This is a genomic window from Streptomyces venezuelae, from assembly GCF_008642295.1.
GTDB classification, from domain to species: Bacteria; Actinomycetota; Actinomycetes; order Streptomycetales; family Streptomycetaceae; genus Streptomyces; species Streptomyces venezuelae_C.
The window spans coordinates 5,429,377-5,441,363 of sequence record NZ_CP029190.1 but is presented as its reverse complement, the minus strand read 5'-3'; the positions used below and the strand labels follow the sequence as shown (position 1 = coordinate 5,441,363).

13 protein-coding genes and 1 pseudogene are annotated in these 11,987 nt (G+C 72.2%); 5 read left to right on the top strand and 9 right to left on the bottom strand.

All coding sequences use genetic code 11. From position 1 onward, the window contains the following. Window positions 1-8 precede the first annotated feature (8 nt). On the bottom strand, window positions 9-743 hold the full coding sequence (locus tag DEJ50_RS24500; RefSeq protein ID WP_150212338.1) for a lysophospholipid acyltransferase family protein: 735 nt from the start codon (window positions 741-743) through the stop codon (window positions 9-11). Window positions 744-919: 176 nt separating this feature from the next. On the opposite strand from DEJ50_RS24500, the gene DEJ50_RS24495 reads away from it, so the two are divergent. Then, window positions 920-1,699 carry an alpha/beta hydrolase gene (locus tag DEJ50_RS24495; RefSeq protein WP_150210261.1) on the top strand — a complete coding sequence of 260 codons (780 nt, stop codon included), beginning with the start codon at window positions 920-922 and terminating at the stop codon, window positions 1,697-1,699. Further along, window positions 1,692-2,282 (top strand): hypothetical protein, encoded by a 591-nt coding sequence (locus DEJ50_RS24490; protein WP_150210260.1) that lies wholly within the window; start codon window positions 1,692-1,694, stop codon window positions 2,280-2,282. Before DEJ50_RS24495 ends, DEJ50_RS24490 begins: the two co-directional genes overlap by 8 nt. Before the next feature lie 18 nt (window positions 2,283-2,300). Here the strand turns inward: DEJ50_RS24490 and DEJ50_RS35275 are convergent, their stop codons facing one another. After that, a complete protein-coding gene (locus DEJ50_RS35275) occupies window positions 2,301-2,726 on the bottom strand; it encodes a helix-turn-helix domain-containing protein (RefSeq protein ID WP_263399228.1) in 426 nt (141 codons plus the stop codon). A gap of 12 nt (window positions 2,727-2,738) precedes the next feature. Further along, window positions 2,739-3,227, bottom strand: a pseudogene (locus DEJ50_RS35270) (AraC family transcriptional regulator); the annotation flags it as partial. A gap of 84 nt (window positions 3,228-3,311) precedes the next feature. Here DEJ50_RS35270 and DEJ50_RS24480 point away from each other — a divergent pair. Both DEJ50_RS24480 and DEJ50_RS24475 read left to right on the top strand, forming a co-directional pair. Beyond that, window positions 3,312-3,677, top strand: a complete 366-nt coding sequence (locus DEJ50_RS24480) for a hypothetical protein (RefSeq protein ID WP_150210258.1) — start codon at window positions 3,312-3,314, stop codon at window positions 3,675-3,677. A 297-nt stretch (window positions 3,678-3,974) separates the two neighbouring features. Then, window positions 3,975-4,625 (top strand): hypothetical protein, encoded by a 651-nt coding sequence (locus tag DEJ50_RS24475; protein WP_150210257.1) that lies wholly within the window; start codon window positions 3,975-3,977, stop codon window positions 4,623-4,625. On the opposite strand, the gene DEJ50_RS24470 is transcribed toward DEJ50_RS24475, so the two are convergent. The 6 genes from DEJ50_RS24470 to DEJ50_RS24445 form a co-directional block, all read right to left on the bottom strand. Next, window positions 4,626-5,387 (bottom strand): endonuclease/exonuclease/phosphatase family protein, encoded by a 762-nt coding sequence (locus DEJ50_RS24470; protein WP_150210256.1) that lies wholly within the window; start codon window positions 5,385-5,387, stop codon window positions 4,626-4,628. Window positions 5,388-5,483: 96 nt separating this feature from the next. Further along, window positions 5,484-6,425 (bottom strand): ROK family glucokinase, encoded by a 942-nt coding sequence (locus DEJ50_RS24465; protein WP_150210255.1) that lies wholly within the window; start codon window positions 6,423-6,425, stop codon window positions 5,484-5,486. A 61-nt stretch (window positions 6,426-6,486) separates the two neighbouring features. Continuing rightward, window positions 6,487-6,975 (bottom strand): DUF5304 domain-containing protein, encoded by a 489-nt coding sequence (locus DEJ50_RS24460; protein ID WP_150210254.1) that lies wholly within the window; start codon window positions 6,973-6,975, stop codon window positions 6,487-6,489. A 113-nt stretch (window positions 6,976-7,088) separates the two neighbouring features. Next, window positions 7,089-8,315 carry an ArsA family ATPase gene (locus DEJ50_RS24455; RefSeq protein WP_150210253.1) on the bottom strand — a complete coding sequence of 409 codons (1,227 nt, stop codon included), beginning with the start codon at window positions 8,313-8,315 and terminating at the stop codon, window positions 7,089-7,091. 322 nt (window positions 8,316-8,637) lie between these two features. Then, window positions 8,638-9,081 carry an SRPBCC family protein gene (locus tag DEJ50_RS24450; RefSeq protein ID WP_150210252.1) on the bottom strand — a complete coding sequence of 148 codons (444 nt, stop codon included), beginning with the start codon at window positions 9,079-9,081 and terminating at the stop codon, window positions 8,638-8,640. Between the two features lie 80 nt (window positions 9,082-9,161). Further along, entirely contained in the window at window positions 9,162-9,956 is a 795-nt protein-coding gene (locus tag DEJ50_RS24445; RefSeq protein ID WP_150210251.1) for a metallophosphoesterase, read from the bottom strand. A 227-nt stretch (window positions 9,957-10,183) separates the two neighbouring features. On the opposite strand from DEJ50_RS24445, the gene DEJ50_RS24440 reads away from it, so the two are divergent. Then, the gene (locus DEJ50_RS24440; RefSeq protein WP_150210250.1) at window positions 10,184-11,980 is read left to right on the top strand and encodes an AMP-dependent synthetase/ligase; all 1,797 of its coding nucleotides are present in this window, start codon (window positions 10,184-10,186) and stop codon (window positions 11,978-11,980) included. Window positions 11,981-11,987 lie beyond the last annotated feature (7 nt).

The following is an 11,987-nucleotide window of genomic DNA, read 5'->3' as shown; positions in this document are numbered from 1 at the left end:
GCCGGCCGCTACTCCGCGCTCTCGCCCTTGGCCTCGTGCTTGGCGGCCTTCTCGGCGTCCTTGGCGGCCTTCTCGGCGTCGGCGATCTGGCGCTTGGCAGCCGTCGCGTAGATGTCGACGTACTCCTGCCCGGAGAGCTTCATGATCTCGTACATGACCTCGTCGGTCACCGAGCGCAGGATGAAGCGGTCCCCGTCCATGCCGTGGTAGCGGCTGAAGTCCAGCGGCTTGCCGATCCGGATGCCCGGGCGCATCAGCTTGGGGACCACCTTGCCGGGCGGCTGGATCTTCTCGGTGTCGATCATCGCCACCGGGATCACGGGGGCGCCGGTGGCCAGCGCCACCCGGGCCAGCCCGCCGGGCTTGCCGCGGTACAGACGGCCGTCGGGCGAGCGGGTGCCCTCCGGGTAGATACCGAAGAGCTCGCCGCGCTCGATGACCTCGATACCGCTCTTGATGGCCGCCTCGCCGGCACCGCGGGCGCCGGAGCGGTCCACCGGGAGCTGGCCCACGCCCTTGAAGAACGCGGCGGTGAGCTTGCCCTTGACGCCGGGGGAGGTGAAGTACTCCGCCTTCGCGATGAAGGTGACCTTCCGGTCCAGCACGGCCGGGAGGAAGAAGGAGTCGGAGAAGGAGAGATGGTTGCTCGCGAGGATCGCCGGCCCCTCCGCGGGAATGTTCTCGAGGCCCTCCACCCACGGCCTGAAGGCGAGCTTCAGGGAACCGCCGATGGAGAACTTCATTGCGCCGTAGATCAACTGAGCAGCCTTCCTGTGTCCGTCGAACAGACCTTAACCCCTGGGCGGACCCGGAGCCGCCCTACGACCCTGGTCGGTGCCTGTCCCGTCGCGTACGGTGAAGTCACACAGCGCACCCGCCCCGAACATCCCCTTTCCCGTCCCTTATCAAGGAGATCCTGGTGCCCGTCCTCCCCGGTGCCGAGCCGTTCCGCCACGAGGGCGGAGAGGTCGGCGTCCTCCTCGTCCACGGTTTCACCGGCTCCCCGCAGTCCATGCGGCCGTGGGCCGAGTATCTGGCCGAGCGCGGTCTGACGGTGTCCCTCCCGCTGCTGCCCGGACACGGCACGCGGTGGCAGGACATGCAGCTCACCGGATGGCAGGACTGGTACGCGGAGGTCGACCGGGCCCTGCGGGAGCTGCTGGACCGGTGCAGCCAGGTGTTCGTGTTCGGACTGTCGATGGGCGGCGCGCTGACCCTGCGGCTGGCGGCCCGGCACGGGGACGCGATCAGCGGCATCGTCCTGGTCAATCCGGCCAACAAGGTGCACGACCCGCTGGCCGTCCTGCTGCCGGTGGCCATGCACGTCATCCGCTCCACGCCGGGCATCGCCTCCGACATCGCCAAGCCGGGCTCGGAGGAGGTCGGGTACGACCGGGTCCCGACCCGGGCCGCGCACTCGCTGCGGAAGTTCCTGCAGCTGGTGGACAAGGAGCTGCCGCAGGTCACCCAGCCGCTGTTGCTGCTGCACAGCCCGCAGGACCATGTGGTGCCGCCGGCCGACTCGGCGCGGGTGCTGGCGCGGGTGTCCTCCACGGACGTGACCGAGACCCTGCTGGAACAGAGCTACCACGTCGCGACGTTGGACCATGATGCGGAGCGGATCTTCGCGGACAGTTTTGCGTTTGTCGGCCGGCTCGCGGGGACCGGCGACAGGGAGGGAGCGGGCACCGGTGGCTGAGCAGGAGGAGCCGTCGGGCGGCGTCCCGCCGCTGGACGAAGAGGCGGCCTGGGCGGCGATCGTCGCCGGCTACGGCGAGGAACCGGCGGACCCGCCGGGGGCTCGGCCGTTCAAGCCGATCGAGGACCTGCTGCTGCCGGAGGAAGACGTCCTGCCGGAGCCGCCGGCCCCGGCGGCGGGTGCGAAGCCGCCGGAGAAGGACGCCGACGCCGGGCCGGCGTCCCCGCCGGCCGCGCTGGGCAGCTCGGTGGTGTTCGCCCCGGGCGTGGGCGGGGCCGGTCCCCGGGACCATTCCCTGGCGGAGCCGGGCGAGGACGATCTCGACGCAACCGACGAGGGGCATTTCGTCCCGCCGGAGCCTCCGCCGCTGCCGGCTGCCGACACCACGGCCAAGTTCGCCTGGCTGGCGGTGGTGGGCGGTCCGGTGCTGCTGCTGTTGGCGGTGGTGCTGCGCTGGGAGATGACCTGGTGGCTGACCACCCTGGGGGTGGGCGGCTTCCTCGGCGGCTTCGCCACCCTGGTGGGCCGGATGGCACACGGCGACGAAGAGGACGACGACCCGGGCCGCGGCGCGGTGGTCTAGCCGCCTGGTAGTGCTTGGTCAGGAAGTGTCCGGACGTACGGCACCGGAGGCGCCCAGCCTCCGGTAGGCCGTGGGGGTCATGCCGTACTCCCGCCGGAACGACCGGGTGAAGTCCGCGGGGTGGACGAAGCCCCAGCGGCGGCCCACCGCATGCACGGGCTGCGCCCCGTACAGCGGGTTGACCAGGTCGGCCTGGCAGCGCTGGAGCCTGCGGCGGCGGATCCAGGCGGCCACGGTGGCGTCCTGCTGCTCGAAGAGCCGGTGCAGGTAGCGCACCGAGATGTGGTGGAAGGCCGCCACTGCGGCCGGTGTGAGCTGCGGGTCCGCGAGGTTGAGGTCGATGAAGCCGAGGACCTCGCGGAGCAGGGTCTGCCGGCGGGTCTCGGGCGGCAGGGCCGCCGTCGCATCGAGATGGTGGGCGAGGAAGGCCGTGGACAGCTCCATGGCCACGGACCCGAGCCGGACGGTGTCCCGGCCGTTCCAGCTGTCGGCCTGGTCCACGGCCCCCCGCAGGAACCCGGCCAGCAAGGCCCCCATACCGGTGCCGGTCGGCAGCCGCCGGGCCAGCAGGCCGTTGATCCGCGCCTCGGGCAACGGCACGGCCGCCCGCGGCAGATGCACGATGATCGCCCGTGACGGCCGGTCCGGGCCGATGCCCAGCCCGCGGCCGTCGAACGGCTGCGAGGTGTCCCACAGCAGCAGGTCCCCGGCCCGCACCCGGGCGTCGGAGCGGCGCTGCTCCAGCCACATGTCGCTGCCGAGGATCAGGCAGAGCTCGTACGCCTCCGGGTCCGAGCGCCGGATCAGCGTCGGGGTCCGTTCGGATCTGATGGCCGGCATGGAGAGCAGGGACATTCCCACGGCCCCCATCGGCAACATGCCGATGCTGGCCCGGAAATCATCGTGGTGATCGCTGCTTATCCGGGTGGGAGCGGTATCCCGGCCGACGAGATCACAGCACCAGTCGAAACGCTCTCGCGCCGGAACAACGGTGCTGTGGCCGCGGCCGGCCTGGGTACCGGAAACGCGATGGCCGCGGACGCCGGTGCCGGCACGGCGGGCGCGTCACCGGCCCGGGCCACGGCCACCAGCGGCTCCTCTCTGGTGCCCGCGGGTTCGATCCACTACAGCGAGGAGTACCAGCACGACGGACTCCGCAACCACCTGGGCAATTTCTGGGGCGACACGCCCTGCAACTCCGGGTACGTGATCACCGGAAACGTGCTCGGCAGCTGGGTCGGGCAGATCAGCTCGTTCCGCACGTGGTCCTGGTGCCAGGCCAACCACCGTTCCGGTTGGAACGGCACCGGTGACGCAAGTGGCTGGTGGGGTGGAGTGAACAACTACATCGGCAACTGGATGAACGACCGGACCCGTTCCGTCCAGTTCCGCTGACATCGGGCGAGAAGGGTGCCGGGCGATTCCGCCCGGCACCCCTTCCATCGAAAGGAGTTCTCCCCCATGCCGTCATTCCGCATTCGATGGCGGCCCCTCGCAGCCGCCTGCATTTCTCTGGCGGTGCTTACTGCTTGCACCGGGAAAGACAGCACGGATTCCGGTCTCCCGCCCCTCGGTGGATTGAAATCCATTCGCACGCCTGCGGACATCACATTGCCGCTGGATTCCTACTGGGCCGACCCGGAAGAACGCCGAAGGGCCAATATCGCATTACAGACGGCCGGGGCTGCATGTATGCGGAAGCACGGAATGAGCCGGCCGGTGGTGGACCCGGGACGGCAGATGTCCGCCGCGGAGACGAATGCCGGACGGTACGGGATCGTCGACCGCGGGGAGGTCGAGCGGTGGGGGTACCGCAACCCGCTGGAGGAGCAGCCCGGGCCGGACCGGCCGCCGGCCGCGGCACAGCCGCCCGCGCCCACCCCGGCCGAGCTCGCCGTCTGGACGGACACCTGCTCCGGCGAGGCACGGCGGGCCCTCACCGGGGGCGCTCCCGTGGACACGATGGCCCTGGTGCTGCGGTTGCGGAAGGAGGCCGCCGACAGCGCCCTGGCGGACCCGCGCCTGCGGACCGCGTTCGCGGGCTGGAGTGCCTGCATGGGGCGGGCAGGGTACTCGTACGCCGATCCCTGGCAGGCGAACGACGATGCGGACGACCGGCGGGCCCGGGCCGGCGACCGGCAGCGCGGCGAACGCGAGGACGTGGCCATGGCCTTGGCCGACCTCGGCTGCCGGGCGGAGCACGGGGTCACGGACCTCTGGTACGCGCTGGACAGCGCGTACCAGAGCCGCCTGGTCGAGGAACACCGGGGGGATCTGGACCGGACGCGTGGCCATCTCGCCGAGGTGCGGAAGCGGACCGCCGAAATCCTCGCAGGCTCCTGATCAGGCGGGGGCCGGGAGGCGGAGGGCGGCCAGCAGGGGGAGGTGGTCGGTGGCCGCCTTCAGGTCGGTGCTGCGGATACCCGGGAGGGCCGCCGGGACCCCGCAGCCCAGGACCTCCACCCCCGCACCGCTGACGAAGACCGCGTCGATGCGGCGGTCCGGCCCGCTGGACGGGAAGGTGAGCTCACCGCCCCAGGGGGCAGCCGTACGGCAGTCCGTGAGTTCGGCCGCGAGGCGGCTGAAGGAGGGACCGGCCGGGGTCTCGTTGATGTCCCCCGCCGCGATCGCGTACGGCGCGTCCCGGTCCCGGAGCCGGTCCAGCAGCAGATCCGCCTGGGCCATCCGTTCCACCGGGTCCAGCGACAGGTGCGCGCTGAGCAGGGCGACCCGCACGTCCCCGAACCGCACCACCGCGGTGGCGAAGCCGCGCCGGTGGAGCCCCGGGGTGAGCGGGAGGAGTACGTCCTCGGTGCGTTCGACGAAGGCCCGCAGCGAGCACAGGAGCAGCGGGCCGGCGGCGGTGGCACCGCCGCTCAGCACCACCAGGTCCGCCTTCGCAGCCAGCCGGGCCGCGTGTTTGCGCCAGCGGAAGAAGCGCGGGGCCTCCTGGACGAAGACCAGGTCGGGGGCGCAGGCCCGGATCACCCGGGCCAGTGCCTCCTCGTCGTCGCGCAGTGAGCGGATGTTGTAGCTGAGCACCCGGATCACCGCTGAGCCGTCGGGTTCCGTACGGGACTGTGGCAGGTCGGTCAGGTCATCCATGCGCAGCAACATATGCGGCTGCCCGCCGCGCCCACAGGGGGCGCGACGGGCAGGGTCGCGGAGGGGGTGGGCCGGCCTGCGGGGGCCGCCCGGCGGTCAGCCCTGGCGGGCCAGGTCGGCGGCGCCGACCAGTCCGGCCTTGCCGCCCAGCTGTGCGGCCAGGACCTGCGCGTGCGGGCGGTACTGGGCGCCGATCAGCCAGCGGCGGAAGGACTTCCGGATCGGGTCGAGGACCAGTTCGCCCTCGTCGGAGACCCCGCCGCCGACGATGAACGCGGACGGGTCGAAGAGGGAGGCCAGGTCGGCGAGACCGGCTCCGGCCCAGCGCGCCAGCTCCCGGAAGGAGTCCACGGCCACCGCATCGCCGGCCCGGGCGGCCTCGCTGATGTGCTTGCCCTCGATGCCCTCGACCGTGCCGTCGCCCAGGCCGAGCAGGATCTCCGCGCGCTCCGGGGTGGCGTTGGCGCGCTGCTTCGCGTACCGGACCAGCGCCCGGCCGGAGGCGTACTGCTCCCAGCATCCCTGGCTGCCGCAGCCGCACAGCAGCCCGTCCGGGACCACCCGGATGTGTCCGAACTCGGCGGCCACGCCGAACCGGCCGCGGCGCAGCTTGTTGCCGATGATGATGCCGCCGCCCAGGCCGGTGCCCAGGGTGATGCAGATGACGTCCTCGTGGCCCTGGCCGGCGCCGAACCGGTATTCGCCCCAGGCCGCGCAGTTCGCGTCGTTCTCCACGACCACCGGCAGGCCGATGCGCTGTTCGACCTTGTCCTTGAGCGGCTCGTGGCGCCAGTTGATGTTGGGCGCGAAGAGTACGGTCGCCCGCTTGTCGTCCACGTATCCGGCCGCGCCGATGCCGACGGCCTCGATGGTGTGGTTGCTGCTGACCTCGGAGACGGCGGCGCAGATCGCCTCCGTCACACCGTCCGCGGTCGGCGGGGTGGGCACCTTGTACGTCTCAAGGATGGTGCCCTCTTCGTCGACCACGCCGGCCGCGATCTTCGTGCCGCCGATGTCGACGCCGATGGTGAGTCCCATTAGTCCCTCGGTTTCCGGTCAAACCCCGCCGGGGCCAACGGTACCCGAGGGCGGCGGAGTCTCAGTCGAGGTCGATGCGGCCGGCCGGCCCGGGCCCTTCGCCGCCGTCGCGGCCATCGCGCCCGTCGCGCCCCTCGTCACCGTCGCGCCCCTCGTGCCCGTCTCGGGGGTCGTGCTCGTCCCGGGTCCAGCGGCGCTCGTGGCCGGCCACCGCCGAGCGGTAGGCGGCGAGCAGTTCGGAACCCGCCGCGGCCAGGTGGTCGAAGACCTCCGGGTTGCGCTCGATGACGGGTTTGGCGGCGCTCTTCGCCTGGTGGACGAACTGGCGGACGGCGCCCTGTGCGGTGGTTCCCAGCAGCGGGTTGTTCAGCCCGGACACCTTGTCGGCGACGGCCTCGAACAGCTTGAACAGCTCCTCGGCGGCGGTCCCGGTGCCCTGGTCCCCCGCGCCCTGCCCGGCCCGCCGACGCGCCTTCTCCGCGGCGAGGTCCTCCGCGCAGGCCTTCGCCCAGGCGTCGTCGTCGGTGGGACGGTCGTTGGCCTCGCTCATGGCGGACACTCCTGCGGGCTGCTGCGGGCTCTGCTGGCGGATACCTTCGACGTTACCCGTTCGGGGGACCCGGTTCGGCGCGAGGGCGCCGTTTTCCTTGCTCGGCGGGCTGCTCAGCGGGTGGGCCAGAGGCCCGGGTCCGGGGTGAAGCGGATGCGCAGCACACCGTCCGCGAGGGCTGCACCGGAGACCGTGCAGCGGCGGAGCGCCGAGGGCAGCGGAACGATTCTGCGGTGCGGGCCCGCGGTGAGCAGCAGATCGTCCCCGCGCCGGATCAGGTCCAGTTCCCGCTTCTCGGCACCGGGCAGCGGCACCGTCCAGACCAGTACCCCGTCCTCGGCACGGCGGTCCTCCACCGGCCAGTGGGGGCGGGGCGGTGCGGTGACCGGTCCGGGATCGAGCAGTGCCAGGTCCTCCGGGCCGCGCGGATCACGGCCGAGGTGCGGCAGCGGGCGGTGGTCCGGCCACTGGCTCGTGTACTTGTCCTGCTGTGCGGCCAGGCCGGCCAGCCAGGGTTCGGCGGAGCCGGCCGGCACCAGGCGGTTGGCGAGGACCGGGCCGGCCGCCAGGCCGTGCAGGGCGAGGCCGAGCCGCCCGAGCCGGAGCGCCTCGGCGGCGGCCGGGCCGGGCTCGGCGACCAGTCGTACGGAGGTGTCGGCCGATTCGACGACGGCCTGCACGGCGGCCAGCTCCCGGTCCCAGCGCTCGGCGGCCTCGTACAGCCACTGCGCGGGCATCGGTACGCCGACCAGCTGGGCCAGTACGGGGCGCAGCGCGCGGGCGGCCTGCCGTTCGGCGGGCACCAGCCGGGCCAGGTAGCGGCGCAGCTGGGCGGGGAGGGCGAGGGCGGCGACGGCCTGGTGCAGTGGCGGCATGTCCACCACGACCAGGTCGAAGCCCGCCGGGCCGGCCGCGGCGGACCGGCGCAGGGCGCGGAGCAGGGCGAACTGCTCGGCGCCGGGCAGCTCGGTGAGCTCTTCCGCTCCGAGGGGGCGGGCGCCGAGGAAGTCGAGAACGGCGGTGGCGCGGTCCTGGAGGGCGGTGAGTTCGGCTCGGAAGTCCTGGCCGGAGTCGATCCGGGCGGTCCAGAGGCGGCGGTGGTTCCGGTCGCCGTCGACTGCGACGGGGTGGGCGGGCAGGCCGGGCACGACCTCTTCGGCCGGGGCGGTGGGCTGGCCGGCGGCCGGGGCGGTGGTCCCCAGGAGGCTGCCGAGCGGGTCGCCGGGGTCGGCGGAGAGCACCAGCACGCGCTGTCCGCTGCGCGCGGCGGCGAGGGCGGTGGCTGCGGCCATGGTGGTGCGGCCGGCGCCGCCGGGGCCGGTGAGGAGGAGGGTGTGCATGGGGTGGGGCTCCTGGGGTTGGTGCGGCGGTGCTGGGCCCTGCGGGGCCATTCCCCCACCCGGCCCCTTCTCCCCCAGCTACCGCTGGGAGGTGCCCCCAGAAACCGGGGCTCCGCCCCGGACCCCCTGGGAGGCCCGGGTGGCCCCGGGGGGTGTGCGGGCTCCGCCCTGCACCCGGGGAACGGATGCGGGCGCAGCCCGCGCACCCGACGGGGGCGGAGCCCCCGCGGACGGGGTGCCTGGGGCCGGCCCCGGAGCAGGGTGCGGGTGGGGTTCGGGGAGCGAAGCCCGCGCGGCCCGGCCGGGCCGGGCCATGGCGGGGTCAGGCCGTGGATTCCACGCGCTTCTTCAGGCCCGCGAGGGCGCGGTCGATGATGACCTTCTCCGCCTTGCGCTTGATCATGCCGAGCATCGGGATCTTGACGTCCACCGTCAGCTGGTACGTCACCTCCGTGCGCGTACCGTCCCCCAGCGGCGCCAGCCGGTAGGAGCCGTCCAGCTGGCGCAGCATCTGGGACTTGTCCAGGGTCCAGCTGACCTCGTCCGTGCCCTTCCAGGTGTAGGACAGGGTGTGGTCGTCCTTGATCGCGCCCGCGTCCAGCAGCAGGCGGACCTTCTCCGCGCGGCCCTCGGCGTCGGCGGCCAGCACCTCGGCCTCCTTCACCTCGCCGGTCCACTCGGGGTAGCGGGCGAAGTCGGCGATCACGGCCATGACGTCGGCCGGCGCCGCCTCGATCGTGATGCTCGAGCTGGTGTGTTCCGCCATCGCGGTGGCTCCTCCGGGGAGTGTTTCGAGGAAATGGGCGGCCTGGGGCCGCCGCGTGAAGGCTATCGCGCGTCGCGCGATCACCATTCCAGGGCCCAGGGACGCCCGGTGGCCGCGAAGTGTCCGACGTTCACGCACTCGGTGCCGCCGATCCGCATCCGCCGGGCCAGCGGCTGGTGGACGTGGCCGAACAGGGCGTACCGGGGCCGGACCCGGTGGATGGCGGCGAGCAGGGCCGCGCTGCCGCGTTCGAAGCGGCGGGCGACCGTGTCGTAGCAGAGCTCGGGGACCTCCGGCGGGATGTGCGAGCAGAGGACGTCCACTTCGCCGAGTGCCTCGACCTTGGCGGCGTACTCCTCGACGTCGATCTCGTACGGGGTGCGCATCGGGGAGGGCAGGCCGCCGCCGACGAAGCCGAAGACCCGGCCGCCGATCTCCGTCCGCTCGCCGTCGAGGACGGTGGTCCCGGTGCCGGCGTACTCCGGCCACAGCTTCGGGATGTCGACATTGCCGTAGGTGGCGTACGTCGGGGTGGGGAAGGCGGCGAACATCTCGGCGTACTGCCGCCGGACCGCGTTCTCGATCACCTGTTCCCGGTCGAGGCCGTCCCACAGCCGCCGGCCGAACTCCTTCGCCTCGGCGAACCGGCGCTCGGTGCGCAGGGCGACGATCCGGTCGGCGTTCTCGACGCCGAAGAGATCGGGGAAGATGCCGCGCGAGTGGTCGGCGTAATCCAGGAAGAGCACGAGGTCACCGAGGCAGATCAGGGCGTCGGCGCCGTCTCCGGCCCGGGCCAGTGCCTCGGTGTTGCCATGGACGTCGCTGACCACATGGACCTTCGTACGCGTCTGCGTGCCGCGTTTCGTACCACCCATGCGAGTCACCCTAGGGCGGGCCGGGCCCCGTGGGTAGAGCGGCCGGAGCCCTCCGGACCTGCGGTTACTTCCGAGTCTCGAAAGGGGTGGACTAGTGTCAGCGCGATAAGGCCGCGTCATGTGACGCACGGAACATCTGGCCGGTTCCCTCTATCGGGAACCCACTACCGGTGGGTAACGTCCGGTCGGTCCACATCGTGGCGATGGCGCCCAGAGGAGCAGCAGTCTTGCGCGAGTTCAGCCTTCCGGCCCTGTACGAGGTCCCGTCGGACGGGAACCTCACGGATCTCATCCGCCGCAATGCCGCGCAGCATCCCGACACCGCTGTCATGAGCCGCAAGGTCGACGGGCAGTGGCAGGACGTCAGCGCGACCGAGTTCCTCGCCGAGGTGCGGGCCGCCGCCAAGGGCCTGATCGCCGCCGGCATCCGCCCGGGCGACCGGGTGGCCCTGATCTCCCGCACCCGCTACGAGTGGGTGCTGATCGACTTCGCGATCTGGACCGCCGGCGGTGTCACCGTCCCGGTGTACGAGACCTCCTCGCCCGAGCAGATCCAGTGGATCCTCAGCGACTCCGGCGCGGTGGCCGCGGTGGTCGAGAGCCCCGCCCACGGCTCGGCCGTGGCCTCGCTCCGCGACGCGCTGCCGGACCTGCGCGAGGTCTGGGAGATCGAGCAGGGCGCGCTGGAGGCGCTGAAGACCGCGGGCGCCGGCATCGCGGACGCCGAGGTCGACGAGCGCAGCAGCCTGGCGAACGCCGACGACCCGGCCACCATCGTCTACACCTCGGGCACCACCGGCCGCCCCAAGGGCTGTGTGCTGACCCACCGCAACTTCTTCGCGGAGTGCGGCAACGCGGTGGAGCGGCTGAGCCCGCTGTTCCGCACCGGCGACTGCTCGGTGCTGCTGTTCCTGCCGGCCGCGCACGTCTTCGGACGGCTGGTCGAGGTGGCCGCCGTGCTGGCGCCGATCCGGCTGGGCTGCGTACCGGACATCAAGAACCTCACCGATGAGCTGCAGTCCTTCCGGCCCACCCTGATCCTCGGCGTCCCGCGCGTCTTCGAGAAGGTCTACAACTCGGCGCGCGCCAAGGCGCAGGCCGACGGCAAGGGGAAGATCTTCGACGCAGCGGCCGACACGGCCATTGCGTACAGCCGGGCGCTGGACACCCCGCGCGGCCCGTCCTTCGGGCTGAAGCTGAAGCACAAGATCTTCACGAAGCTGGTCTACAGCAAGCTGCACGCCGTCCTCGGCGGGCGCGGCGAGTACGCGATCTCCGGCGGTGCCCCGCTGGGTGAGCGGCTCGGGCACTTCTTCCGCGGCATCGGCTTCACCGTGCTGGAGGGCTACGGCCTGACCGAGTCCTGCGCGGCCACCACCTTCAATCCGTGGGACAAGCAGAAGATCGGTACGGTCGGGCAGCCCATGCCGGGTTCCGTGGTGCGCATCGCGGACGACGGCGAGGTGCTGCTGCACGGCGAGCAGATCTTCAGCGGGTACTGGAAGAACGAGGCGGCGACGGCGGAGGCGCTGGCCGACGGCTGGTTCCACACCGGCGACGTCGGCACGCTCGACGAGGACGGTTACCTCACGATCACCGGGCGCAAGAAGGAGCTCATCGTCACGGCCGGCGGCAAGAACGTGGCGCCCGCGGTGATCGAGGACCGGATCCGGGCGCACGCGCTGGTCGCGGAGTGCATGGTGGTCGGTGACGCGAGGCCGTTCGTGGCCGCGCTGGTCACGATCGACGAGGAGTTCCTCGGCCGCTGGGCGGCGGAGAACGGCAAGCCGGCCGGGGTCACGGCGGCGGAGCTGCGGGAGGACCCGGCGCTGATCGCGGCCGTCCAGAAGGCGATCGACGACGGCAACGCGGCCGTGTCCAAGGCGGAATCGGTGCGGAAATTCCGCATTCTGCCCTCCCAGTTCACGGAGGAGTCGGGCCACATCACGCCGTCGCTGAAGCTGAAGCGGAACGTGGTGGCGAAGGACTTCGCGGACGAGATCGAGGCGCTGTACCGCGGCTAGCAGATAC

Excerpts from the sequence above, each read along its gene's own strand:
- DEJ50_RS24500 (WP_150212338.1), bottom strand. The coding sequence starts at position 743 with ATGAAGTTCTCCATCGGCGGTTCCCTGAAGCTCGCCTTCAGGCCGTGG.
- DEJ50_RS35275 (WP_263399228.1), bottom strand. The coding sequence starts at position 2,726 with ATGGAGCTGTCCACGGCCTTCCTCGCCCACCATCTCGATGCGACGGCG.
- DEJ50_RS24480 (WP_150210258.1), top strand. The coding sequence starts at position 3,312 with ATGGCCGCGGACGCCGGTGCCGGCACGGCGGGCGCGTCACCGGCCCGG.
- DEJ50_RS24475 (WP_150210257.1), top strand. The coding sequence starts at position 3,975 with ATGCGGAAGCACGGAATGAGCCGGCCGGTGGTGGACCCGGGACGGCAG.
- DEJ50_RS24470 (WP_150210256.1), bottom strand. The coding sequence starts at position 5,387 with ATGGATGACCTGACCGACCTGCCACAGTCCCGTACGGAACCCGACGGC.
- DEJ50_RS24465 (WP_150210255.1), bottom strand. The coding sequence starts at position 6,425 with ATGGGACTCACCATCGGCGTCGACATCGGCGGCACGAAGATCGCGGCC.
- DEJ50_RS24460 (WP_150210254.1), bottom strand. The coding sequence starts at position 6,975 with ATGAGCGAGGCCAACGACCGTCCCACCGACGACGACGCCTGGGCGAAG.
- DEJ50_RS24455 (WP_150210253.1), bottom strand. The coding sequence starts at position 8,315 with ATGCACACCCTCCTCCTCACCGGCCCCGGCGGCGCCGGCCGCACCACC.
- DEJ50_RS24450 (WP_150210252.1), bottom strand. The coding sequence starts at position 9,081 with ATGGCGGAACACACCAGCTCGAGCATCACGATCGAGGCGGCGCCGGCC.
- DEJ50_RS24445 (WP_150210251.1), bottom strand. The coding sequence starts at position 9,956 with ATGGGTGGTACGAAACGCGGCACGCAGACGCGTACGAAGGTCCATGTG.